The organism is Enterococcus sp. DIV0800 (genome assembly GCF_050559735.1).
GTDB lineage: Bacteria > Bacillota > Bacilli > Lactobacillales > Enterococcaceae > Enterococcus_A > Enterococcus_A devriesei.
The window spans coordinates 1,474,260-1,498,837 of sequence record NZ_CP187898.1; the positions used below are offsets into that span (position 1 = coordinate 1,474,260).

19 protein-coding genes and 1 other RNA gene are annotated in these 24,578 nt (G+C 41.7%); 9 read left to right on the forward strand and 11 right to left on the reverse strand.

The annotated features are described in order from the left end of the window. The first annotated feature begins 125 nt into the window (after nt 1-125). The 3 genes from IGI54_RS07125 (at nt 126) to IGI54_RS07135 (ending at nt 4,588) form a co-directional block, all read left to right on the forward strand. On the forward strand, nt 126-2,237 hold the full coding sequence (locus tag IGI54_RS07125; RefSeq protein ID WP_071862841.1) for an LTA synthase family protein: 2,112 nt from the start codon (nt 126-128) through the stop codon (nt 2,235-2,237). A gap of 120 nt (nt 2,238-2,357) precedes the next feature. Next, on the forward strand, nt 2,358-3,014 hold the full coding sequence (locus tag IGI54_RS07130; RefSeq protein ID WP_313631575.1) for a hypothetical protein: 657 nt from the start codon (nt 2,358-2,360) through the stop codon (nt 3,012-3,014). 134 nt (nt 3,015-3,148) lie between these two features. Continuing rightward, a complete protein-coding gene (locus tag IGI54_RS07135; RefSeq protein WP_216430746.1) occupies nt 3,149-4,588 on the forward strand; it encodes an NCS2 family permease in 1,440 nt (479 codons plus the stop codon). A gap of 221 nt (nt 4,589-4,809) precedes the next feature. Here IGI54_RS07135 and IGI54_RS07140 read toward each other — a convergent pair whose 3' ends face one another. Together IGI54_RS07140 and IGI54_RS07145 are read right to left on the reverse strand one after the other, a co-directional pair. Then, nucleotides 4,810-6,273 carry an ATP-binding protein gene (locus IGI54_RS07140; RefSeq protein WP_430620279.1) on the reverse strand — a complete coding sequence of 488 codons (1,464 nt, stop codon included), beginning with the start codon at nt 6,271-6,273 and terminating at the stop codon, nt 4,810-4,812. Then, nucleotides 6,270-6,992: a winged helix-turn-helix domain-containing protein gene (locus IGI54_RS07145; RefSeq protein WP_430620280.1), complete on the reverse strand. Its 723-nt coding sequence runs from the start codon at nt 6,990-6,992 to the stop codon at nt 6,270-6,272. Before IGI54_RS07145 ends, IGI54_RS07140 begins: the two co-directional genes overlap by 4 nt. A gap of 228 nt (nt 6,993-7,220) precedes the next feature. On the opposite strand from IGI54_RS07145, the gene ssrA reads away from it, so the two are divergent. Continuing rightward, nucleotides 7,221-7,589: a transfer-messenger RNA gene (gene ssrA, locus IGI54_RS07150) on the forward strand. A 182-nt stretch (nt 7,590-7,771) separates the two neighbouring features. On the opposite strand, the gene IGI54_RS07155 is transcribed toward ssrA, so the two are convergent. From IGI54_RS07155 to IGI54_RS07165, 3 genes are read right to left on the reverse strand one after another with little or no spacing between them, the layout of a single operon-like run. Then, a complete protein-coding gene (locus IGI54_RS07155) occupies nt 7,772-8,998 on the reverse strand; it encodes an L-lactate MFS transporter (protein ID WP_430620281.1) in 1,227 nt (408 codons plus the stop codon). A gap of 11 nt (nt 8,999-9,009) precedes the next feature. Further along, entirely contained in the window at nt 9,010-11,451 is a 2,442-nt protein-coding gene (locus IGI54_RS07160; protein ID WP_430620282.1) for a flavocytochrome c, read from the reverse strand. Then, nucleotides 11,448-12,074 (reverse strand): NADPH-dependent FMN reductase, encoded by a 627-nt coding sequence (locus tag IGI54_RS07165; RefSeq protein ID WP_430620283.1) that lies wholly within the window; start codon nt 12,072-12,074, stop codon nt 11,448-11,450. The genes IGI54_RS07160 and IGI54_RS07165 overlap by 4 nt, the downstream gene beginning before the upstream one ends. A 183-nt stretch (nt 12,075-12,257) precedes the next feature. Here IGI54_RS07165 and IGI54_RS07170 point away from each other — a divergent pair, with 183 nt between their 5' ends. Further along, nucleotides 12,258-13,193: a LysR family transcriptional regulator gene (locus IGI54_RS07170; RefSeq protein WP_430620284.1), complete on the forward strand. Its 936-nt coding sequence runs from the start codon at nt 12,258-12,260 to the stop codon at nt 13,191-13,193. A 39-nt stretch (nt 13,194-13,232) separates the two neighbouring features. On the opposite strand, the gene IGI54_RS07175 is transcribed toward IGI54_RS07170, so the two are convergent. From IGI54_RS07175 to IGI54_RS07185, 3 genes are all read right to left on the reverse strand, one after another. After that, complete coding sequence (locus IGI54_RS07175) at nt 13,233-14,168, reverse strand: FAD:protein FMN transferase (protein ID WP_430620285.1); 936 nt, start codon at nt 14,166-14,168, stop codon at nt 13,233-13,235. Between the two features lie 93 nt (nt 14,169-14,261). Continuing rightward, nucleotides 14,262-15,110 (reverse strand): aldo/keto reductase, encoded by an 849-nt coding sequence (locus IGI54_RS07180; protein ID WP_430620286.1) that lies wholly within the window; start codon nt 15,108-15,110, stop codon nt 14,262-14,264. A gap of 148 nt (nt 15,111-15,258) precedes the next feature. Continuing rightward, complete coding sequence (locus tag IGI54_RS07185; RefSeq protein WP_071862852.1) at nt 15,259-15,444, reverse strand: hypothetical protein; 186 nt, start codon at nt 15,442-15,444, stop codon at nt 15,259-15,261. Between the two features lie 224 nt (nt 15,445-15,668). Between IGI54_RS07185 and IGI54_RS07190 the strand changes: the two genes are divergently transcribed. Then, nucleotides 15,669-16,457 carry a Cof-type HAD-IIB family hydrolase gene (locus IGI54_RS07190; RefSeq protein ID WP_071862853.1) on the forward strand — a complete coding sequence of 263 codons (789 nt, stop codon included), beginning with the start codon at nt 15,669-15,671 and terminating at the stop codon, nt 16,455-16,457. Between the two features lie 43 nt (nt 16,458-16,500). Here the strand turns inward: IGI54_RS07190 and IGI54_RS07195 are convergent, their stop codons facing one another. Continuing rightward, nucleotides 16,501-17,844, reverse strand: coding sequence for a citrate/2-methylcitrate synthase (locus IGI54_RS07195; protein ID WP_430620287.1), 1,344 nt, complete (start codon nt 17,842-17,844; stop codon nt 16,501-16,503). A gap of 169 nt (nt 17,845-18,013) precedes the next feature. Here IGI54_RS07195 and acnA point away from each other — a divergent pair, with 169 nt between their 5' ends. Beyond that, the gene (gene acnA / locus IGI54_RS07200) at nt 18,014-20,665 is read left to right on the forward strand and encodes an aconitate hydratase AcnA (protein ID WP_430620288.1); all 2,652 of its coding nucleotides are present in this window, start codon (nt 18,014-18,016) and stop codon (nt 20,663-20,665) included. Further along, a complete protein-coding gene (icd, locus tag IGI54_RS07205) occupies nt 20,665-21,894 on the forward strand; it encodes an NADP-dependent isocitrate dehydrogenase (RefSeq protein ID WP_430620289.1) in 1,230 nt (409 codons plus the stop codon). Before acnA ends, icd begins: the two co-directional genes overlap by 1 nt. Before the next feature lie 96 nt (nt 21,895-21,990). Here icd and IGI54_RS07210 read toward each other — a convergent pair whose 3' ends face one another. Continuing rightward, entirely contained in the window at nt 21,991-22,218 is a 228-nt protein-coding gene (locus IGI54_RS07210; protein WP_071862857.1) for a hypothetical protein, read from the reverse strand. Between the two features lie 110 nt (nt 22,219-22,328). Then, a complete protein-coding gene (locus IGI54_RS07215; RefSeq protein WP_430620290.1) occupies nt 22,329-22,811 on the reverse strand; it encodes a GAF domain-containing protein in 483 nt (160 codons plus the stop codon). Nucleotides 22,812-23,110: 299 nt separating this feature from the next. Between IGI54_RS07215 and IGI54_RS07220 the strand changes: the two genes are divergently transcribed. Then, nucleotides 23,111-24,553, forward strand: coding sequence for a peptidoglycan DD-metalloendopeptidase family protein (locus IGI54_RS07220; RefSeq protein ID WP_430620291.1), 1,443 nt, complete (start codon nt 23,111-23,113; stop codon nt 24,551-24,553). Nucleotides 24,554-24,578: the final 25 nt, after the last annotated feature.

Consider the following 24,578-nt stretch of genomic DNA (forward strand, 5'->3'; position numbering starts at 1 on the left):
TTATAAAGTTTTTATTAAAGCTGATTGCTCCTAATTTGATAAGAATTGACGGGGACCATGTAAGCTAGTAAAATGTTACCAAGTGAACAATTTGCATTTCTTCTGCATTAGAAAGGAAGTTACTATTGAATAAACTCAAAACACCAAAATTTTTAAATAAACGTTTAGGCTTTTACGCCTTATTAACCTTCTTATTATGGGCTAAAAGTATCTTTGCCTATTTATTTGAATTTAATCTCGGGATCGAGAGTCTGACCCAATACTTTATTCTCTTCATCAACCCAATCGCCTCAACGATGTTCTTGTTATCGATCGCCTTGTATGTGCGCAGACCAAAAGCATCTTATCGAACAATGATGGTGATTTACGCGCTGGCCAGTTTTTTACTGTTTGCCAACGTCGTCTACTACCGCGAATTTACTGACTTCATTACCGTCAACACTTTCTTAGGTGCCGGCAAAGTCGCTAGTGGTTTAGGTGAGAGTGCCATTCGTTTGTTCCGTCCATATGACCTCTTATTCTTGATTGATATCATTATCTTGCCGCTGCTTTTATGGCGCAAACGAATCAAAGAAGAAGAACGTCCCGTACGTGCTCGGATGGCTTTTGCGATGACCGCTCTATCGATCATGATCTTTTCAGGAAATCTTTTCTTGGCAGAAGCAGACCGTCCAGAATTATTGACCCGGACTTTTTCTCGTGACTATTTGATTAAATATCTTGGGGTTAATGCCTTTACCGTTTACGATGGCATCCAAACCTATAATACCAACCAAGTACGAGCAGAAGCGAGTCCAAATGATCTAAAGGATGTTGAAGCGTATGTCAAAGAACACTACGCCGCTCCAAACAGTGACTATTACGGTATTGCCAAAGGACGGAACGTCATTACGATCCATTTAGAAAGTCTGCAACAGTTTGTGATCGACTACAAATTGAAGGATGCAAATGGACAAGAACATGAAGTAACGCCGTTCTTAAATAGTATTTTCCATAACAACAGCACCTTTGCTTTTGATAATTTCTTCCACCAAGTCAAAGCCGGAAAAACTTCCGACGCGGAAACATTGATGGAAAACTCGTTATTCGGGTTGAATCAAGGTTCACTCTTCTCGCAACTAGGCGGAAAGAACACCTTCCAAGCAGCACCGGATATTTTGAAACAAACAGAAGGCTACACAAGTGCGGCTTTCCACGGAAATTCAGGAAACTTCTGGAACCGGACGGAAACCTACAAAAATCTTGGCTATGATTATTTCTTCGATTCTTCTTATTATGATGTGAACGATGAAAACTCATTCCAATACGGCTTGCATGACAAACCGTTCTTCCAACAATCAGTGAAATATCTGGAACGTCTGCAACAGCCTTTCTATTCAAAATTTATTGCTGTATCCAATCACTATCCATACAGTGAATTTAAAAATGATGAAGCCGGCTTCCCAATGGCTGACACTGGTGATGAAACCATTAATGGTTACTTTGCTACAGCCAACTATTTGGATAAAGCCGTTGAAGAATTCTTTAACTATCTAAAAGCTTCTGGCTTGTATGACAATTCCATCATCGTCATGTATGGCGATCATTATGGAATTTCTAATTCAAGAAATCCTGATTTAGCACCATTACTTGGTAAGTCGAAAGAAACTTGGTCAAACTATGACAATGCGCAAATGCAGCGGGTTCCTTACATGGTTCATGTGCCTGGACAAGAAAAAGGCGGCATCAACCATACTTACGGCGGTGAAGTTGATGCGTTACCTACTCTGCTTCATCTATTAGGAACAGATACGAGCAAATACTTACAACTAGGTCAAGATTTATTATCAAAAGATCATGACCAAGTCGTAGCTTTCCGTGATGGCGACTATGTGACACCAAAATATACAAACTACAGTGGGAACTTGTACGACAACAAGACTGGTCTTCCAATCACTGAACCGGATGAAACGGTTAAGGCCGAAACTGAAGCGAACAAGGACGCTGTTGCGAAACAGTTAGATACCTCGGATCACATCAATAACGGGGATCTCTTGAGATTCTATTCAGCTAGCGGATTGAAGCCAATTGATGCATCCGATTATAACTATAAAGATGGCTTGAAACAGATGGAAAAAATCGAAAATAAACTCGGTGATAAATCCACTAGCATCTTTGATCAACATGGAAAAAAATCCACTCAAGACTTGTATAAGACTGAAACGTATAAACAATATCAAGAACAAAATCAACAATAATTCTCAATCACCCATTTCGCAAACATACGAAATGGGTGATTTTTTTGCACTTATTTCTTCTGATAGAATTCATACTTCTTTCAAATTAAGAATTTATACTACTTATTAAGAGGTGAGTATATGAATCTTTTCTCAACAACACTTACAACGATCAAGCGGCATCGCTTTCAATTTTCGATTTCATGGGTGATTTGTTTATTCGCCCTTTTTAGTTTAACCAGCTTTGGTGTGCTGCGGTCGATCTTGATTCAATTAGATTCACTCGACCAAATCAAATTATTTACGAAGCCTGAAATCAAACAGCTACAGGAATATTTTGCTGATCGTCTGCTTTTTTGTTGTATCGGCTTCTTTTGTTTACTGTTGATCGGCTTTGCTCTACGTTTATACATCCAAAAAAAATATACTACTTCATTAAAGCAATTAATTTACACCACAGGATTAGAATTTTTTATCGGCCTGATGGTTGCTACAATTAGTTTAATTCTTCTTTTCGCGATCTTTGAACCGGTCTACGAAAGTGTCTTACAAAATTTGTATCATCAAGGCTTAAACCAATTCAAGAACTTGCCGAATTTTGTTTTAAGTAACGGTACTAGCGGAATTGCCTATTCGATTCGTTCTTCCCTATCCTTTGAGTTATCCTCTATGACTTTACTGGATCTTTTTTTTAACGCTTTACTGAAGTCCTGTGCTTTTCTCGTCGCAAGCTTAGGCGTAATGATTCTCCTATTCCAAACAATCAATCGAATCAGCAAAAGGAAGAATGTCCGTTAAAACACGAACATTCTTCCTTTTAATTATTCTTTTCTTGAAATAAAACTTGAAAGTCGATTATTCCTTAATTATACTTAAAAAGTATTCGGGTTTTATCGATATCATGAACTTATTTTAAGGAGCGTTTATTTAAAATGGAAAAATTCTTCAAGTTAAAAGAACACGGGACCAATTTTTCAACGGAAATGATGGCGGGGATCACGACTTTCTTCGCGATGAGTTATATTTTATTCGTTAATCCAAGTATTTTATCAGCTTCAGGAATGCCATTTCAGGCGGTATTTTTAGCAACGATTATCGCTTCTGTTATTGGAACCTTAGTCATGGGCTTGTTCGCCAACGTGCCTTATGCGCAAGCGCCAGGTATGGGGCTGAATGCGTTCTTCACTTACACAGTCGTTTTTGGATTAGGTTATTCTTGGCAACAAGCACTAGCGATGGTTTTCATTTGCGGAATCATTAATATTCTGATCACGGTTACCAAAATTCGTAAATTGATCATTCGTGCAATTCCTGAAAGCATGCAGCATGCGATTGGTGGTGGGATCGGGATTTTCGTTGCTTATGTGGGAATCAAAAATGCTGGTCTCCTTTCCTTTACTGCTGACTCTTCAGCCATCACTAGCAGTGTAGTAGAAGGCGGCAAAGCCACTAATGTTTCGATCAACAGCGGAATTGTTCCTGCTTTGGCGAACTTTAATAATGCGCCGATTCTTTTGGCTGTCATTGGTTTGGTTTTAACAACGATCTTAGTCGTTAAAAATGTCCGCGGCGCAATCTTGATTGGTATCTTAGTCACGACTTTATTAGGTATTCCAATGGGCGTCGTTCAATTAGGCGCGATTGATTGGCACGCAAATTCATTAGGCAATTCGATCCAAGAGCTTGGTACAACCTTTGGCGCTGCCTTTGGTTCAGCTGGTATGGGCTCGCTCTTTTCTGATTCATCAAAATTGCCGCAAGTATTAATGACAATTTTAGCCTTTAGCTTATCTGATACCTTTGATACGATTGGAACCTTTATTGGAACTGGCCGGAGAACCGGCATTTTCTCTAAAGAAGATGAAATGGCGTTAGACAATGACGGCCGCGGCTTTAAAACAAAGATGGACAAAGCCTTGTTCGCAGATGCGATTGCTACATCAATTGGAGCGATCTTCGGTACATCGAATACTACAACTTACGTTGAATCAGCTGCTGGTATCGGTGCTGGTGGACGCACAGGTTTGACTTCCGTCGTCGTTGCTGTTCTATTTGCTCTAAGCAGTCTGTTTTCTCCACTGATTGCGATCGTACCAGCACAAGCAACCGCACCTGCCTTGATCTTAGTCGGAGTCATGATGTTGGCATCCTTCGCGGATATTAATTGGTTGGACTTGGAAGAAGCCGTTCCCGCTTTCTTCGCGAGTGTCTTTATGGGTCTATGCTACAGCATTTCTTATGGGATCGCTGCTGGTTTTATTTTCTACACGATCGTTAAAGTCATTAAAGGAAAAACCAAGGAAATCTCACCGATTCTTTGGATCGTTGATCTACTATTCATTTTGAACTTTATCATCTTGGCAATTTTATAAATTCAGCATAAGAAAGGCTTTCGCGAACTCGCTCAGCTTTTGAGCAATAAGACCAAACGATTTCTAAATTGCTTCTCAAATTTCGAAATCGTTTTGCTTATTGCCGATAAAGCTAGTTCGTGAAGCCGGACATGAATATGCCTGCTGTAAAGCGATTTATTCATGTGAAATTTTTATACTTTCTTCATAGTTTAAAAAAGAAGCGTAAAACCGATTTGGTTTTACGCTTCTTCTTTTATGTCTTCTTTTACTTCATCGGGAAATGTCACCTTGAAGGTCGTTCCCTTTTCAAGTTCGCTGGCAACCTCAATCGTTCCATGATGCAGGCGAACTAATTCTTGAACGATGGACAATCCCAGTCCGGACTCGCCGTATTTCGTATTTTTCCGTGATGGATCGGCTTTGTAATAGCGATCCCAAATATTTTTTACTTGTTCCTCCGACATACCGATCCCATTATCGCTGATCTTGATCGCTGTCGCAGCGGCTTCTTTTTGGATTGAGACTTTAATGGTCCCATTTTGTGTAAACTGGATCGCGTTTTGAATCAAGTTCACCAGCACTTGAACGAACCGATCGTAATCCGCATAGACGTCAATCGCTTCATCCGTGTTCAAGACTAGCTGGTCGCCAGAAGCCTCGGCTTTGGCTTTTAGTTGCGTCAACAGAGTAGAAACTGCTTCAGTGGCATTGAACTTCTGCAAAATAATACTGATTTGATTGGTCCTGATCTTTTCATAATCGAGATTTTCATTGACCAAACGAATCAATCGGGATGTTTCATTTTGCATCAAAGTGATTGCTTTGGCCTTTTGATTTTCCGGGATCGCGTTGTATTGCAGCCCTTCCAAAAGACCATTAATGGTCGTCAGCGGTGTCCGCATCTCGTGAGAAGCATCTGCCATAAATTGTTTCCGACGTTCTTCTTGCCGCTCGATCTCATCTTGCGACTCTTTCAAAGAGATGGTCATTTGATTAAAATCATTGGCTAAATCATCAAATTCATCCCGATTGCGATTCGGTACTACTACATCAAAGTTTCCTGTGGCCACCTCTTTAGTGGCCGAACGCATTCGATTGATCCGCTTTACCTGTCTGGTAGCAAATAAATAGCTGACGATGATCGCGATAATCGAGGCAATAATGAAGGCTTTAAATAGGTCCGTCACGATAGAATTGACGCTATTTTCCACGTTCATCGCCGGCTGACTGACCAAAAGTACTCCATAAAAAGAATCATTGCTGAAAAACGGCACCATCGCATAGGAAGTCGTTTGATTTTGCCCCATCACATTCTTCGTGCTGGTTTCCTTTTGCTGCTGACCAGCCTTCAACGCCTTCCACTGCGCGTCGCTAACTAAGTGCTTATTGACCTTACCGGCTTTTTGCGGGTATTGGACATTTTGATCCTTGTCGATGAAAACAAAGGTCACCCCTTGTTGATTCAAACTAACTTCGGTGACACTAATGGCATTTTGAAAGGCCGCGTCTTCTGTCATCCAATCATATTGACTGCTGAAAGAAAGATTGGTTTTTTCAACCGAGCGGGCATAGCCGAACAATTCTTTATAGTTATTATCCTCAAGTGTTTTTCGCGTGAATTGGGTAAAAGAAAGTCCCAACGTCAACAGGATCAACAATATCAATCCGCCGAAAGCCAACAATTGCTGATAAAGATACTTCATCGAGCAACCTCGGTATCATCAAATTTGTAACCGACGCCCCAAACCGTTTGAATGACCTGCGATCCGACTTTTTCAATCTTTTGACGCAGCTTTTTGATATGAGCATCGACTGTCCGCTCATCGCCAAAATACTGATAATCCCAAACCAATTCCAACAACTGTTCACGAGTAAAGACTTGTCGTGGCTTCTTCGCCATTGTATAAAGCAAATCAAATTCCTTCGGCGTCAGTCCCTCAATCGCCTTATCATCCAAATAAGCCTCTCGCGTCTTCAAGTTCATTTTGAAATGATCGGTTTGGATATCAAAGTTCTCATTGTTCGCTGCAACTTCCTTATTCGGTTCAGTCGCTAGTTCGCTACGACGATGCAATGCTTTGATCCGTGCAATTAAAGTCAGCGGCGAGAAGGGTTTTGTGACGTAGTCATCAGCTCCCATCTCCAAACCAATCACTTGATCGCTTTCGGAATCTCTGGCCGTCAGCATAATAATCGGTACCGTGCTTGAAATTTTGCGAATCTCACGACCTACTTCCATTCCATCCATGCTAGGTAGATTCAAATCAAGCGTGATCATGTCCCATTTTTGCGAATCTGCTTTAAACGCCTCCAAACCTTCTTTGCCATCGTATTTAAATTCAGCTTCCCAGCCTTCATTTAAAAAGAACATCTGCATCATTTCAGAGACGGATTCATTATCTTCAATCATTAAAATATTCATACAATATCCCCCTAGTATCATCTGATTCTCATACTTAGTATACTCTATTTCAATTTTTTCAACCATTACCTTACCTATATCTTCATTAACAATTTGCTTTTTCTTCAATCTTTTTAGCGCTTTCCTCTGACAATTCATGACTTTCGCTAAAGCTTGAAAGCTTTGCTTAGTTCTTTGCTTTTTCGATGATGGAATGTTATAATTTCACTTGCAGTAAAATTTTATTAAGGGGCTGTTTCTGGATTCGACAGGCATTGTTCGGGCCTGAGTTGCGCTTCGTAGGTTACGTCTACGTAAAAACGTTACAGTTAAATATAACTGCTAAAAACAATAACAACTCTTACGCTTTAGCTGCCTAAAAACAGTTAGCGTAGATCCTCCCGGCATCGCCCATGTGCTCGGATCAGGGTCTCAAATTAAGTGGGATACGTTTTAACTTTCCGTCTGTAAGTTAAAAAAGAGATCACCAGACTAGCGAAATAGACTGCTTGTCACTCGGCATGCTATCGAGCGAAACCTTAAATGAGTTGACTATGAGCGTAGAGATTTAGGTTAAGAGATGTTTGGACAGGGGTTCGATTCCCCTCAGCTCCATTATAAAAAGGAACGATCTTGAGAGATCGTTCCTTTTTATTTGCAAAAAAATAATAGTAGCTTTATCTGTAACTTCTTTCTCGACTCCAACCCTTGCTTTAAACAGCTACCCACAAAAAAAACTTATCGAAGCAGTGTAAGAGGCAAACCTTCTCACATTGCTTTGATAAGCAGACAACACTATTTTAATTGATTGAAGCTTTCATCACTTTATTCTTCAATTGAAGATAAACGATGTTCAATAAGATCCCAATTCCGGCAACACAAATCGCCACATAAAAAGCTTGGGTAAAATTCCCTTGATGACTCGTAGCTAGACTGATTGCGACTTTAGGTGCAAAGAATGCTGCCGCGGAGTAGCCACAGAAAATTATACCGTAATTGACCCCTTGATTGACCGGACCATAATTTTCCATTACTAATGGAGGGAAAACGCCCATCACGCCGCCAAAACACAAACCTAGTACAATGATTCCCGCAGCGAAGCCTAGTGAAGATGAAAAGGCCACTAGCATAATAAAAGCGACAATAACTGCACCAAAGATCATATTCAATGCTTGATTTCTCCCAAGTCTATCAGAAATAATTCCCCAGAAGACACGGCCACAACAATTACTCAACGAATACAGACTCACATAAAAGGCCGCTGTACTAGCTGACAAGTGGAACATTTGTTGTCCGATCGCTGATGCGTTGGACGCGATCATCAAGCCTGAAAAAGCCCCGGTAAACATCATTAGAAAAATCAAATAGAAATTAGGTGTCTTCAGCATGTCTCGCCAGTTCTTATTATTCCCTTTAGGATTGCCTTTAACAGTCGGTGGCGTCCAACCTGCCGGCTGAAAACCTACCGGCGCCTTCTTGATAAACAGGCTGGCCATAGCCACTACCGCCATATAGAAAATACCTAGAACACGAAAAGCGTAAGACACATCATGTGTTTGAATCAAATAGTTTCCAATTGGTGCTGCGATGATCGCCGCACCACCCATCCCAGCTGTGATGATTCCTGAAGCAAAACCCTTTTTATCTGGGAACAATTTAATTGTATTGCTTAAGCAGCCTGAATAGGCCAAACCTTGACCTAAGCCGCCTAGTACACCATAAGTCAGATATAGCATCGTCGTCGTGTTCGCCATTCCTGATAAAAAGAAACCTAAACCAAACATCAAACCACCAATCGTGATCGTCCACTTCGCTAATCCGCGATCTGTCAAAAAGCCGCCAAGGATCATTGGGATCGGCCCAATCGCTGAGTTGATTGCAAAAGCCGTCATCACTTCTCCCATGCTCCAGTTTTTCGCGGCACTCAAAGGTCCCGCAAAAACACTGAAGGCATAGATTGCACCTGTACATAACAATACAGCGGTTGAGGCGATAAGAATCTGCCATCGATTAACTTTAGTTATCATAATTTCCTCCATTACACTTTTACTGTGTGGGCTTTTAGTTCATTGATTGCTGTTTTACCGGCGATACGTCCAAAGGTAAAAATATCTGTCAATGAGTTTCCGCCAAGTCGATTTCCAGCATGGATTCCGCCTGCTACTTCTCCCGCAGCGTATAAGCCTGGAATAACCGCGCCCTCTTTATCTAACACATGAGTATTTACATCAATTTTCAACCCACCCATTGTATGGTGGACAGCTGGTTTCCGAGGCGTCGCATAAAATGGTGCTACTTCAACCTTCAGATCAAAGACGTCTTTGCCAAATTCTTCGTCTACGCCGGCATCAACTGCTGCGTTGTATTTTTCAATCGTTGCTGTTAAAACTTGCGGATCAACTTGAATTTGTTCAGCTAATTCTGCTAATGTGTCTGCTCGGTACAAAGTTCCCGCCGCTACTTGCTTGTCGATTTTTTCTTGCGAAGTATTGTAAGCAGTATTTTTAATCAGCTCATCAGCGATCAAGTAGAACAATCCGCCATTATCAATCGCTGCTTGGGTCAAGAGATCCCGACTACCATACTCATTGACAAAACGTTCGCCTTTCTGGTTTACCATTACAAAGTTTTGTGGCGGAACTTGCAAACCACTAAATAACGCGCCTGTCTCTGGATCGGAGACTGGCATCATTTGTGAGAAGCCCATTCCGACTAAATCTGCGCCTGCTTGTTGACCAAGTAGAATTCCATCACCTGTAATCGCTGGTGAATTAGAAGTTTTGATGTCATCATCAATTTCTGTCCAATAGGTATTGTATTCCTTCAACATTTTTGTATTTGCGCCAAAACCACCGGAAGCTAAGATTACTGCGTCTGCATGGACAGTCACTTGCTGACCATTCATCCCTTCCCCAACGACACCTGTGACCTTTCCGTCTTCAATAATCAAGTTTTTCACTGCCGTATCGGTAATGATCTGACCGCCATTTTTTTCGACGAAGGCTTTCAAAGCAGATACATAAGCGTAACCTTCATTTTTTAATGGCTTATGTCCTCTACGCCACAAAGCACCTACTGGCATGGTTACGTCTGTCTTATCAAATTCGACTCCAATTGCCTCTAACCATTCGACTGATTCCATCGCTCGATCCGTCAAGGTCTTCACTAAATCGTATTGTCCGTAAATAACTGTTCCTTGTTGATCGGTCCGCTTGCCTCCTAAATAGGTTTGCATACGATAAAATAATTCTGAGTCAAAGAGATAGCCGTTTGGATCGTCATTTTCTGCTAGGTAAGCGGCGATTTCTTTTTGCAATGTTCGAAAATCTTCGCGGTATTCTGGATCAATTTGATTTTCATCCAGTTCAGCCATTTCCTTCAGGGTATGACTTTCTCCTGGCTTAGCCGCAAAGCCATTTTGCCATGCTGGGTCTGCCGCATTCATCGGACCACCAGTACGAACGGTATTTCCGCCGATAGCTGGGAATTTTTCAACGACGATGACTTTTTTACCTTCTTGTAAAACTTTTGAGGCGGCAGTCAATCCTGCACCTCCTGCGCCGACTACAACGACATCCGTCGTGTATGCCGCATCATGGGTAACTAACGCGCTAGGTGCTTTCGGACGTTTTTTCAGCGTGTCGGGATTTGCTCCGGCCATTTTTATCGCCTTCGCTACGCCGTCAATTACGCCATTACTTGTGACAGAAGCCCCTGACAATACATCCACATTCAAAGTTTGACCTTCAACGATTTGTTGTGGAATCCGGGTGAAGACCACATCCGCGATTCCTTCTGATTCGCCAGAAGTATCGATATCAATGCTTTCGATTCGCTCCTGTGATAAAGTGACTGTCATTGGTAGATCACCATTGTGTCCAGGCGCTGTGACTGTAAACGAACCTGGTTCAAAGGTCACATCTTCAGGAACATTCAATAAATTCGCCACTTCAGTGAAGCGTAAAAAGTGCCAAAAACAGCTTTCTAGAAAATCGATCGTCCGTTCATCTTTTAGATCCCCTGCATCATTAAAGGCTTGATGAGCACGGCCTAGTAAGAATTCATAGCCGGGCATCACAGTCGCATTTACGCCAGGAGCATCTAAGATCTGGCGCAAATGTAGTTGCGCTCTGGAAGAACCTTGAACATCGTAAGAAGCCCCTACGATCATGACCGGTTTCCCGTCAAAAGGATGGAGGTTAAAAGACAACCATTCGATAATGCTTTTCAACGCTGATGGAACCGAATGATTGTGTTCAGGTGTGGCAATGATTACTCCGTCAGCTTCCATGATTTTATTATTGAACGCTTGAATCACCGGGCTATTGGATTGATCATCGGTTTCATTGAACATCGGCACATCCGTTAATTCTAAAATTTCAATTTCCGCTTTTGCTTCAAAATGTTTTTGCATGAACTGTAATAATTCTCGATTGTATGATTTTTTTGCATTCGTTCCTACAAGTCCAATAAATTTCATTTTTCGATTCCTCCATTTGCCGCCTGTTCCCAGGTAAAATTACGCTTTTGTTCTGTTTTAAAACGTTGGTCTTTTGTTAGTTGGTTCGTGAGAGTAACAAAAAGTTGAAATTCTTCAAAACATTCCTCCAACTCTGTCACCTTATCTCCGTAAACTAATTCTCCAGACTCATCAAAAGCTTCCAAAGAACGACCTAATAGAAATTCCATGCCTGGCATGATCCGAGCTTTTAATTCAGGTGCATCCAAAATTTGACGTAAATGTGCTTGCGCTCGGGAGGAGCCAAGAGAACCATGAGAGGCGCCAACGATCATAACAGACTTATCAATCAGTGGCCGTGTCGTATATGACAACCATTCCAAGGCGCTTTTCAACACAGCGGGAATCGCGTGGTCGTACTCAGGGGTACTAATGATTACTCCGTCTGCCTCATCTAGCTTGTCTGATAATTCCTTCACCGCAGCAGGAGCCACCGCTTCCTCCGGTTCATTAAATGCAGGTAGATCCTTGATTTCGCAAATCTCAATCTCCGCTTGTTCCGAAAAGTGCTTTTGGATATAGTGTAATAATTGACGATTAGTGGAACGGCTTGAGTTCGTCCCAACGATACCGATAAGTTTCATTTCATTCATCCTTTCGTTTGTGTAGTTGCGCACAAATAAATCTAAAATAATATTCTTTGCCTATTGAAACTAATTTCATTTGACAAAGAGCTTTCTTGGCTATAGTCTAGATCAGAGAACAAGCCTTGTGAAATATTTATTTAATTATCAAGCTATAACCAAACAGTTATGGAGGGACAGCAAATGGTACAGATGGACTCTCCGGTGCTCTTGCAGTATCTGGATATACTTCTTAAACATGGAAACTATACTAAAGCAGCGAAAGACCTTTATGTTTCGCAACCTTATTTAACTCAGACCATCAAAAAAGTTGAAAAGGAACTAGGGATCGATATTATCAATCGAAAGACGAACCCGCTTCAACTGACAGAAGCTGGGCGAATCTATTATCAATACCTCAACTCTTTAGAAACTCAGCAAGAACAATTTCTAAAAAAAATCAGTCACTATTCTTCAGCAGAAGGCCCTTTGATCCGTATCGGTGTTTTGTCTAGCCTAGGAACGTACTTATTGCCCTTGTTCGTACCAGATTTTATGAGAAAGTATCCGGCGGTCAACGTTGAACTGTATGAAGATATTCCAGAAGCGAATGAAAAACGTTTGTTAGCTGGTGAATTAGATTTTTTGATTGGTCAAAACCCTGAGATGCTTTCGCCTAACTTGATTGTCCATCAGCATGGAAAACATGGCTATTATGCAGTGATTCCTGAAAAATCACGTTTTTATCAAAAAAAGACGCAGCAATTAACGGAGCAGACCATGACAATAAAGGAATTGTTGCAAGAAGAACTAGTACTAACTTCGCGAGGTTCTCCAATCCGACGCCAAATTGATCACTTGCTGCAAAAGTATAAGGTTCAGCCTCGAATCGTCTTAGAGAGCAATAATGTCTTTACGGTTCGAGAACTAGCTAAGCAAAATCTGGGGATCGCCTTTCTCCCAGAAAGCATCCAGATAGCGGTACAAGACGAGCAGCAACATTTTAATATTCTCCCCCTCTCAAAAGAGTTATTGTCATTGGATTATTTTATCGCTCACTCTGCCAACAAAACTTTAGACGAACCTGAGAAAGCCTTGATCGATTGTTTTCTTTCACAACTAAAGCATGACTTTTCTTAATTTAAAGACATAAAAAAACGAAGCCGGGGCTTCGTTTTTTTATGACAATTCGATATTCTTTTTTAATCCTTGGCTAAAGGCCAATTCACCTTGATTTGTGATTACTAAGCCTTCGATCGTCGGAATTGAATTCAAGTCTGTGATAATAGTTGACGGAGTTTTCCCGTATAAGCGGGTTGTCCATATTTCGCCATCCAGTGATTGCTTAGAAACAATAGTCAAGCTGGCCAAAGAGGATTGGATCGGAAAACCCGTGTGAGGGTCAAAAATATGATGGTAGGTTTTTCCTTGCCATTCAAATTTTCGCTCATAAATTCCCGAAGTGACAACCGATTGATTCTTGATTTTAACCACCGCCGCATATTGGTTTCTGGGTAAAAAGGGATTCTGAACCCCCACTCGCCAATAGCCGTCTTCATGAAACGGTGCTTCCCCGAAGGTCAGTACATTACCTCCTAAGTCGATATAGGCCGCCTGTGCTCCCTCGCGTCGGAAAAAAGCAATGATTTTATCTGCGAAATAGCCTTTAGCCAGCGCGCCTAGATCAATCTCCATGCCCTGCTGACGGAAAGCCACCGTTCTTTCTGCTTCATTCAATAAAATATCTGCAGGATTTGTAAGCTGCAATAATCCCTTAATCTGATGAGCCTCTGGATAATGGGCATCCTTGAAACCAATCCGCCATTCCTTCACTAACGGACCAAGCGCGATGTTCAAAAAACTATCAGTCATGAGACTTTGTTCTTTTCCGATCGAGATCAATTCAAATAATTCCTTATCCACCTTCACGAAATGACTAGCCGCCTGTTGATTAAGCTGCATCAACGCTGATCGATTATCATTTGCGCTAAAGTGCCCTTCATAATCGATCAACATTTCTTCCGCTTTAGCTAGTAGTGGTTCCGGCTTCTCGTGCTGGAGCCACAAATGAATGACCGTCCCCATCATGTGTAGTACTTTTTCTTTGATTGCCATTCCTCTCCACCGCCTCTAACTCAATTTTCTCCAGCCATCATACCACAATTTTTTGCAGTTAAAAAAACCGACTGATTTTAGTCGGCTTACTAATCACCAAATAGTCAACGGCATTTTTCTTGTAGGTTCGGGATAGACTTGATTCAACTGAATTAAATCCTCCTCACTTAACTGAATCTCAGTGGCTTTCAAATTGCTTAAAACATGTTCGGTTTTTCCCGCCTTTGGAATTGCGATCGTCTGACCGTCTCTAATGCACCAAGCTAATAAAAGCTGGAAAATATCGCAATCATGTTTCTCGGCTAGTTCTACTAGGGTTTTCTCTTTGGTAAAATGAAAGCCTTGACTATCTCCCATCGCTAAGGGACAGTAGGCAATCAATGGCATTTGCTGTTGCCGCATCAGTGGAATCAAATCAAACTCGATTCCACGATCTCCTAAGTTATAACAGACTTGGTTCGTGGCACAATGGTCGCCATTTTCTAAACGTAGGATTTCCTTCAATTCGTCAGTGTCCAAATTCGAAACACCCCATGACTTGATCTTGCCTTTTTGCCGCTGTTCTTCTAGAGCTTCGATCGTTTCTTGAAAAGGGATTTGACCTGGCCAATGGAGCAAATACTGATCTAAATAATCAGTCTTCAAGCGTTTTAAACTGGCGTCTAAACTTTTTGTTAATTGCTTCTTTGAGGCATTTGATGGCAAGACCTTCGAAATCAAAAATAATTTTTCTCGGTCATAAAATGTGATCGCCTCACCAACTAGTTCTTCTGATAAGCCGTTGCCATACATCTCAGCCGTATCGATCACTTCTGCACCGGCTTCGATTCCGGCACGTAACGCCGCGATTTCTTGCTTTCTTGGAGCTCGTTCTTCTCCCATTTTCCACGTTCCTAAACCGATTGGAAAAACCGATTGCTTTGCCAACTTGACTGTCTTCATGAGATTCTACCTTCTTCCACTCTTTTGATAATTAAAGTCTACAAACATTCAAGAATAAATTCAAGTTAACGACTCTAGCCGGTTTCTGAGTCACTAGTCCAACAAAAAATGATTCAGCATCGCAAACTGAATCATCGGGCAAAACGTTTTATAGTTCTGGCGTTTCAGCTTCTTGGTCAACAAATACAAACTTCAATTGATCGGGATACACATAAACAATTAGGCGTTCTTTGCGGATGTCGGTGGTTTGATAAACTTGTTCAGTGGTGACATTATCGCGATAAAGTTCTTTTAAAATAATCTCTAAACCTGCATTAATGAATGGATTTAACATACCTCTCCCTCCCTTTCAATAGTCAGTTCTTCACCTCTATTATACTCGCGAAACGATGGAAACGCTTCTTTTCCCAAAAAAAGTTTCTTCTCTTAACGAAATGAAGGAATTCCCTATCGCTACATTTGACACTTTCAACTCAAAAAGAGATGCGCCTGATTGAATTTTCTTTTATACTTGGATTAACAGCAATGGAACCGAATTCAAAGGTTAGGAGTGTTGGTATGAAAAATTTCCGTGTTGCTTTTTTTGATATTGACGGGACGTTGGTGGACAATCAGTTGCCTCATACATTGCCTTTTGGAGAACGCATCCCTGCCTCGGCTAAGTTGGCGTTGCGGAAGCTAAAGGAGAATCAGATCGAACCCGTGATCGCTTCAGGACGCAATCATCAGACGCTGGCAGCTTTGGCAGAAGAACTTGGCGTGGACAGTATTATTTCTTCCAATGGCAACTGTGTTCATTATCAAGGAAAAATAATTCATCAAAACAGTATCCCAAATGACTTACTTAAAAAGCTGATAGCGCATCTAGAACAAGAAGAAATTGCGTATTTGATCGAAACGGCTGATCTCATCTACAGCTATGAAGACGAGCAGCAAAATGAGAAGCATCCTTCAAAAAAAGCTTTATTACAGCAAAGTGATCCCTTACCAGAAAACGTTCTACAGCTAATCGTTGGTTGGAATGAACGAACAGACTTTAAATTAGGGATTGATTCACCATTGATCGCTGAAAAAGTCGCTCCGGTCGCGGCAAATATCCATTTGAAAACAGGAACTAAGGCGGAAGGAATCCATAAAATTTGCGCAGAAATGGCAATCACCGCCGACCAAGCTTTAGCTTTCGGCGATGAAGAGAATGACTTTACCATGTTTGATGCCGTCGGCTTTCCTGTCGCCATGGGAAATGCGGCCCCGGCACTGAAAGAAAAAGCCGCCCACGTGACGGCTCCTGTCTCAGATGATGGAATTTGGAAAGCCTGTGTGGAGTTAGGATTGATTGCGGAATAAACAAAAAGGAGGTGTGACAAGTTCTGTCAGACCTCCTTTTTACTTACTTTCGTTTGCCAAGCTCTTGATAATTCTGATCCTCAGAAACTTCCATATAAGCCGGTCGAATGATTTTTTGAACATTGATCAGTTCTTCGATTCGGTGGGCCGACCAGCCGACGATTCGAGCGATCGCAAACATCGGTGTGTACAATTCTTGCGGCAAATCCAGCATATGATAAACAAACCCGCTAAAGAAATCGATATTGGCGCTGACGCCTTTATAGACCTTACGCTTTTCAGAAATGATTTCTGGTGCTAAGCGTTCGACTTTGCGATAGAGATCAAATTCAGCAGAAGCCGCGGAGCCTTTCTCTTCGGCCAACTTCTCAACATAGCGTTTAAAAATTTCCGCTCGCGGATCTGATTCTGCATAGACCGCATGACCCATGCCGTAAATCAATCCTTGCTTATCGAAGGCTTCTTTATTCAGGATTTTTTCTAAATAGGCCCGAATATCGTTCTCATCTTCACAATCATTGACGTTGGCCTTCAAATCTTCCATCATGCGGGTGACTTTGATATTCGCTCCCCCATGTTTTGGCCCTTTTAATGACCCCAATGCGGCAGCAATCGTTGAATACGTATCAGTCCCGCTAGAGGTCACTACGCGCGTGGTAAAGGTAGAATTATTCCCCCCACCATGTTCCATATGTAAAACTAATGCCATATCCAAAGTCTGTGCTTCTTGGAAAGTATACTGCTTGTCTGGCCGCAACATGGTTAAAATTGCCTCAGCGGTGCTTAGGTTTTCCGCTGGACGATGAATATACATGCTGTCGCCTTTTCCATGATTATAGGCATGGTAAGAATAAACGGCGATCATCGGAAATATAGCAATCAATGATAAACTCTGATCCAAAACATTCTCAATGCTGATATCATCCGTCTTATCATCATAACATCCCAATGTCAGGACACTACGGGACATCATGTTCATTATATTATGTGAGGGCGCCTTCATGATAACATCACGTGTGAAATTGGTTGGAAGTGTTCGTCTTTTACCGATTAAATCCTTGAATTCTGTCAGTTCAGCTTGGGTTGGTAAAGTGTCAAATAATAACAAGTAACTGACTTCTTCAAAGCCTAAACGCTTTTCTGAAACAAATCCGTTCACTAACTCGTTAATATCGATCCCGCGGTAACGTAATTCTCCAAACTTTGAGACTACCTTGTCTCCATCCATGATTTGCGGATGAATCGTGGAAATGTTGGTCAGTCCAGCCAAAACACCCTTCCCATCAAGATCTCGTAAGCCTTTTTTAACATTATGCTTTTTATATAAGGAAGCGTCTAAGTAATCTTCACGGCGGCAGACCTCAGCCATTTGTTTCAAATCTAACATTTCTATGTCCTCCTAACTCTATCCAGCTTTGTGTTCGGTTTAAGAAACATTATAACACCATTATTATAAAATGAAATAGTTTTAATAATTTCATTTACATTCTTTTTTTTTATTCGTATAATATTGCTAACTATCTTCAAACGATAACACACTTAGGAGGGATTCCATCTTGGATTGGAAAAAAGAGTTAGTCGTCAATGACGAACATTATACCTATTTTGATCTTCCTTCAATTACAGCAGCCTACCAAAAAGACATTACGGCGTATCCCTACAGCATTCGGGTTTTAATAGAAAGCTTAGCACGCCATGAAGAAATTGCTGATTTAGAAAACTTGGTCAATTTTAACGCGAAAAAGCCCACTGGAGTCGTTCCCTTTCGCCCGTCACGGGTGGTCCTGCAAGACTTCACCGGTGTTCCTGCGGTAGTTGATTTGGCAGCAATGCGGGATGCGGTGGTCAAACTTGATGGCGATCCGCGGATTATCAATCCCGAGATTCCCGTGACTTTAGTTGTAGACCACTCGGTCCAAGTTGATTGTGCGGGAACTAAAGAAAGTCTATCTTACAACACCGAAAAAGAATTCGAACGGAATCACGAGCGCTATCAATTTTTAAAATGGGCCCAGCAGGCTTTTGATAATTTTGAAGTTGTACCACCAGAAACCGGCATCATCCATCAAGTCAATCTGGAATATTTATCCGATGTGATCTTAAAAAATGAAAAAAATATTTTATTCCCGGATTCATTAGAAGGAACTGATTCTCATACCACCATGATTAACGGCCTGGGCGTACTTGGCTGGGGCGTTGGCGGGATCGAAGCGGAAGCGGCGATCTTAGGCGAAGCTTCCTATTTCCCAACTCCGGAGGTCATCGGTGTAGAATTGACCGGTTCTTTAAGCCCCGGTGCGACTGCTACCGATTTAGCCCTTTATTTAACCGAACTATTACGCAATGAAAAAGTTGTCGGCAAATTCGTCGAATACTTTGGTAGTGGCTATAAAACATTAAGTCTCTCTGACCGTGCAACGATCGCCAATATGGCGCCTGAATACGGTGCAACTTGCGGCTTTTGTCCAATTGATGAAGAGACGCTAGCTTATTTACGCTTGACAGGTCGAACAGAGGAACAAGTACAATTAGTTGCCGCCTATGTGAAACAAAACCGCTTGTTCTATGATGGAACAGAAACACCTGAGTATACTCGCGTGATTCATTTAGACTTATCGACGGTTCAATCCTCCATCGCTGGCCCAAAACGGCCACAGGATCGGATTCTATTGGCCGAAGTGGCGGATAATTTTGCCACTTCCTTAACCAATGTCAACGGACCGAAAGGCTTTGGCTTAAACGAGAAGGAACTTACTCGCCAAGAAAAGATCGCTGGAACCGACACAGCCCTTGAAACAGGTGATTTGGCTTTAGCCGCTATCACCAGCTGTACGAATACTAGCAATCCATCCGTCATGGTGGCTGCCGGCTTATTAGCTAAAAAAGCTGTCGATCTAGGCATGCAAGTCCCGGCGACCATTAAAACCTCTCTGGCTCCCGGTTCAAAGATCGTGACCCAATACTTAGAAAAGGGACATTTACTAGAACCTTTGGCTGAACTAGGCTTTGATATCGTCGGCTACGGATGTACTACTTGTATCGGAAATTCTGGACCTTTGGCCGAAGAGATTGAAACGACCTTAAAAGAAAGTGATTTAGTCGTTTCCGCCGTCCTATCAGGCAACCGGAATTTTGAAGGACGGATTCACCCGTTGATTAAGGCGAACTATTTAGCTTCGCCGCCGTTAGTGATCGCCTATGCATTAGCAGGCTCAATCAAAAAAGATTTGACGAAAGAAGCAATCGCTGTCGTCAATGGAAAAGAGATTTACTTGAAGGACTTGTGGCCAACGCAAGAAGAAGTGGCGGCTTATATCAATGAGTTCTTAGAGCCGGCTGATTTTCAAAAGGCTTACGAAAATGTTTATCAATCGAATGAGCGTTGGAATCAGATTGAGACCTCTGAAGGCGATTGCTACGATTGGGATGACGCATCTACCTACATCGCTAACCCGCCTTTCTTTGAAAACTTAGGTGCGGCAATAGATGATACGGAAAGCTTGAAAAATCTGCAAGTCTTGGCGAAATTTGGTGACACGGTTACTACCGATCATATCTCGCCGGCTGGAAATATCAGTCTGCAATCACCGGCTGGCAACTATTTGAAGGAGCATGGCTTGGCTTATATGGATTTTAATTCCTTCGGTTCAAGACGGGGCAATCATGAAGTAATGATGCGGGGAACCTTTGGCAATATCCGCATTCAAAATCAATTAACTCCCGAAACAACTGGCGGCTATACAAAACTTGCTACCACGGGTGAAGAGCTGTCGATCTATGATGCAGCGATGCGTTATCAGCAAGAAAAAATCGGTACGATCATTTTAGCGGGAAAAGATTACGGCATGGGGTCTTCTCGTGATTGGGCTGCTAAAGGAACCAACCTTTTAGGTGTCAAAGCAGTCTTAGCGGAAAGCTACGAACGCATTCATCGCAGTAATCTCGTGATGATGGGAGTGATTCCCTTTGAGTATCTACTAGGACAAACGGCGGATTCTCTAGGCTTAACTGGACAAGAACGGTACAGCTTTGTCTTTCCAAAGGAACCAGCTATCAATCAATTGATTGACGTAATTGCTGTTGGTGATACAGAAATTCATTTCCAAGTGAAATTACGATTCGATTCTGCTGCGGACATCAGCTATTGGAAAAATCAAGGTATCCTACCTTTAGTCATCCATAAAAAAATGCAGAAGGAGCAAGTTTAATGACAAACACAATCAATCCTGTCATCCCTTATATCGAAGGCGATGGTATTGGTCCTGAAATTTGGCAGGCAACCAAAAAAGTGGTCGATGCAGCCGTCAATTCTGTCTATCAAGGAACACGAAAAATCGATTGGCTAGAAATTTTAGCTGGTGAAAAAGCTTATAATCAAACGGGTACATGGCTTCCTGACCCTACTTTAGAAGCGATCAGAGAACATAAGATTGCCATCAAAGGACCGTTGACCACGCCGATCGGTGAAGGTTTCCGTTCTCTTAACGTGACTTTACGCCAAGAACTAGATCTCTATGCCTGTGTTCGACCGGTCCGCTATTTCAAGGGGGTTCCTTCTCCATTAAAGGAACCGGAAAAAACCGATATGACGATTTTTCGAGAAAATACCGAAGACGTTTATGCTGGTATCGAGTTTGCAAAAGATTCTTCCGAAGTCCAAGCGCTGTTAGCTTTCTTAACTGATAAATTATCTGTTACAAAAGTTCGTTTTCCCGAAACAACTGCCTTAGGGATCAAGCCCATCTCTCAAGCAGGCAGTCAACGGCTGATCGCCGCGGCGTTAGATTATGCCCTTGAACAAGGCAAGACCCGGGTGACGCTGGTCCATAAAGGCAATATCATGAAATTTACTGAAGGCGGCTTTAAAAATTGGGGCTATGATTACATTGAAAAAAATTATTCCCAAGCCTTCACGATGAATCAGTTTAAACAGCTTTCAGCCAAAGCCGGCAAGGAAAAAGCGGAAGCGGCTTTGGCGGAGGCGCAAGCCGCGGGGAAAATCATTGTTGACGATGTGATCGCAGATAATTTCTTGCAACAAATTCTTTTGTATCCAGAAAAATATCAAGTTGTAGCGACGACGAATTTAAATGGGGACTATATTTCCGATGCTTTAGCCGCCCAAGTTGGTGGGATTGGGATCGCTCCTGGGGCGAATATTAATTATAAAACCGGTCATGCGATTTTTGAGGCCACCCACGGAACTGCACCGGATATTGCCGGTAACGGCTGGGCGAATCCTTGCTCGTTACTACTGTCGGCGACGATGCTGTTGGATCATCTCGGCTGGTTCGAAGCTAGTCAGTTGATTACTCAAGCGATCGAACAAGCGTTAGAAACACATTTAATGACCCACGACTTTGCTCAAATGCTAAAAATCGACGCGTTATCAACCGACGCGTTTGCTGAACAATTAGTACGCTTTGTTACAAAATAGGCAAAAAAAGAGGTATGACTGTCTTCAGTCATACCTCTTTTTCATGAATAGAGTGCGTGTCAAAAGGAATTTCCGACACCCACTTTACTTACTTTTTTAGCTAAAAAATCGATTGTTTGTAACGATGCCTGTTACTTCACTGTATTTAATTAATACTTGGCCTTCGACTTGATCAATTTTATCTACATCTAATCCATAGAAACGCTCGACATTAACAACACAGCCGCCGTCTTCTTTCCGTAGAACCTCTCCAATAATTGGTCGAGCAAAGTCCGTTTTACGACACTCATAGCTCTCTCCGATAATAACTGCTTCTTTATTCATCGAAATCCCCCTTAAAAGTTTTACTACACTTATATCGTAGCATTAAGTGGGTTAAAAAGCCACATTAAGCGTGTTATTTCTTCAAATAAATAGCATTATACGCATTATTCTTAATTTAAGCTGATACTTTCCATTAATAATGCTACATATTGCTCTAAATAAAATTGATCAATCTGATCGTACATACCGACTTCTGAACTATCAAGATCTAGTACACCAATTAGTTGGTCACCTTTCTTCATAGGAACGACAATTTCCGAACGAGCCGCTGAGTCGCAGGCAATATAATTTTTATGTTCCAAAACATTTTCAACGATTAATGTTTGATTCTTCTCAGCAGCTTCGCCACAAACGCCTTTGCCCATTGCGATATGCACGCAAGAAACATTTCCTTGAAACGGCCCTAAGATCAACTCATCTTCTTTAAACAAATAATACCCAGCAAAAACGGTCTCTTGTAAAGTTTGATTTAACAAAGCGGAAGAGTTCGCTAAATTCGCGATCAAATCACTTTCTCCTCCAAGCAATGCTTTTTGTTGCAACAGCAGTAATTGATATGCCGCTTCTTTTCCCTCTTGATTTTTCCAACTCATTTGATAGTCCTCCTGCTTTCAAAAAAAATTTAAACAAATACTTCTTTCTGGCATTATTTTACCGTAATTAATCGCAGAACTCCATTAATCCAGCGGTTTTTATTTAGCTTGGAACCAATGGAAATAGGCCACAATCAATAAATCGTACAGGTCAAGTAATATTCTGACTATCTCCCCCATTTGAATATTTCATTCCCATTACAAACTATACGGTTAGATGAAAATTCGGCTACTTTAAACTTTTTATTCATAACTTCTTATATAATTGAATCCGAAAGATGAAAAAAGTGAGGGAATCCATGATTAAGTTGAAAAAGTACACAGCGTTGACGTTATGCGCTTTGACCTTAACTGCTACTCCTATTAGCGCGTTAGCAGATGAATATGATCAAAAAATTGCTGATCAAGATAAAAAAATCTCAGAATTGCAACAAACAGAACAATCCGCGGAAGAACAAAAGGCTGCCTTAGAACAGCAAGTTGCCGCTGTTGAAAAAGAAGTCACCGATGTCTTGAAAGAAAAGACAAATGAAGAAAAAAAATTAAGCGACTTAACTAAAAAGATTGGGATTTTACAGGAAAAGATTCAAAAACGTGAAAAGCAGTTGAGAAGTCAGGCACGTGACGTGCAAACTAAAAACCAAGCGACTTCCGTTGTCCACGCCGTCATCGAATCAGATTCGATCGGTGAAGCGGTTAAGAAAACAATGGCTGTTTCAACGATGTTAACAGCTAGTAAAAATATCATGGAACAGCAAACCAAAGACAAGGCAGAATTAGAAACGCTTGAAAAAGAAGCCGAACAGCGCCTAGTCGTGATTAATCAAAAGACTGAAGAACTAAAAGCCAAGCAAGAAAAACTCGTCCAAACAAAATTGGATCAACAAGTTAAAATAAATGCGCTTCAAGTCAGCATCGCCACTGAAAAAGGGCAAAAAGATAAATATGAAAAACAAAAAGAAGAGGCTGAGAAAAAACGTCAAGCCGCTTTGAAAGCTTTAGAAGAACAACGTAAAAAAGAAGCTGAAGCCCGTGAAAAAGCCCAAGCAGAAGCTGAAAAACAAGCGAAGCAAGCAGCTGAAGAAGCTCAAAAAGCGGCTGAAGAGGCCGAAAGACAAGCCGCTGAAGCTGAGAGTGCAAAACAAAAACAAACCGCTGAAATCGCGCAATTAGAAGCACAGCGTCAAGCAGCAGAAGCCAAACAGCAACAGCAGCAAACGGAGACAGTAACTAATCCCTCTGCTGTGCAAGTAACGACAAACCCAGCAACAACTGATACTCCTGTTACACCAAGTGTCACCACACCTAAAGAATCAGAATCAAAACCAGTCTCTAATAGTAGCGGCTGGGCATCACCGTTATCAATCGGTTTAATTGTTACCAGCCCTTTTGGTCCCCGGGTAGACCCAACTGGTGCTTCTGGTACCCAGCATGACGGCATCGATTTTGCCGGCTCTGCAGGAACGCCGATCCTTGCTTCAAAAGCCGGAACAGTCGTAAAAGCCAGCTTCCACTGGTCCGCTGGAAATCATGTAATTATCAAGCATCCAGATGGTTATTACTCTTATTATATGCATTTAGTATCTGCCGCTAATGTCAGCGTCGGTCAATCCGTCACTGCTGGCCAAGTTCTTGGCGGTATGGGTACCACTGGTAACTCAACTGGCGTCCATCTACACTTTGGCGTCTCTACGGCATTATGGTCTGGCTTTGTAAATCCAGGCCCGTTACTAGGCGTCTAATCGTAAAATTGATATCTGTACAAAC

Bases quoted from the DNA above. Each gene is read 5' to 3' on its own strand.
- IGI54_RS07140 (WP_430620279.1), bottom strand. From the start codon at position 6,273: ATGAAGTATCTTTATCAGCAATTGTTGGCTTTCGGCGGATTGATATTG.
- IGI54_RS07190 (WP_071862853.1), top strand. From the start codon at position 15,669: ATGAAAAATTTCCGTGTTGCTTTTTTTGATATTGACGGGACGTTGGTG.
- IGI54_RS07160 (WP_430620282.1), bottom strand. From the start codon at position 11,451: ATGAAATTTATTGGACTTGTAGGAACGAATGCAAAAAAATCATACAAT.
- IGI54_RS07165 (WP_430620283.1), bottom strand. From the start codon at position 12,074: ATGAAACTTATCGGTATCGTTGGGACGAACTCAAGCCGTTCCACTAAT.
- IGI54_RS07180 (WP_430620286.1), bottom strand. From the start codon at position 15,110: ATGAAGACAGTCAAGTTGGCAAAGCAATCGGTTTTTCCAATCGGTTTA.
- IGI54_RS07155 (WP_430620281.1), bottom strand. From the start codon at position 8,998: ATGATAACTAAAGTTAATCGATGGCAGATTCTTATCGCCTCAACCGCT.
- IGI54_RS07170 (WP_430620284.1), top strand. From the start codon at position 12,258: ATGGTACAGATGGACTCTCCGGTGCTCTTGCAGTATCTGGATATACTT.
- IGI54_RS07175 (WP_430620285.1), bottom strand. From the start codon at position 14,168: ATGGCAATCAAAGAAAAAGTACTACACATGATGGGGACGGTCATTCAT.
- icd (WP_430620289.1), top strand. From the start codon at position 20,665: ATGACAAACACAATCAATCCTGTCATCCCTTATATCGAAGGCGATGGT.
- IGI54_RS07185 (WP_071862852.1), bottom strand. From the start codon at position 15,444: ATGTTAAATCCATTCATTAATGCAGGTTTAGAGATTATTTTAAAAGAA.
- IGI54_RS07215 (WP_430620290.1), bottom strand. From the start codon at position 22,811: ATGAGTTGGAAAAATCAAGAGGGAAAAGAAGCGGCATATCAATTACTG.
- IGI54_RS07210 (WP_071862857.1), bottom strand. From the start codon at position 22,218: ATGAATAAAGAAGCAGTTATTATCGGAGAGAGCTATGAGTGTCGTAAA.
- IGI54_RS07130 (WP_313631575.1), top strand. From the start codon at position 2,358: ATGAATCTTTTCTCAACAACACTTACAACGATCAAGCGGCATCGCTTT.
- IGI54_RS07220 (WP_430620291.1), top strand. From the start codon at position 23,111: ATGATTAAGTTGAAAAAGTACACAGCGTTGACGTTATGCGCTTTGACC.
- IGI54_RS07145 (WP_430620280.1), bottom strand. From the start codon at position 6,992: ATGAATATTTTAATGATTGAAGATAATGAATCCGTCTCTGAAATGATG.
- IGI54_RS07195 (WP_430620287.1), bottom strand. From the start codon at position 17,844: ATGTTAGATTTGAAACAAATGGCTGAGGTCTGCCGCCGTGAAGATTAC.
- IGI54_RS07135 (WP_216430746.1), top strand. From the start codon at position 3,149: ATGGAAAAATTCTTCAAGTTAAAAGAACACGGGACCAATTTTTCAACG.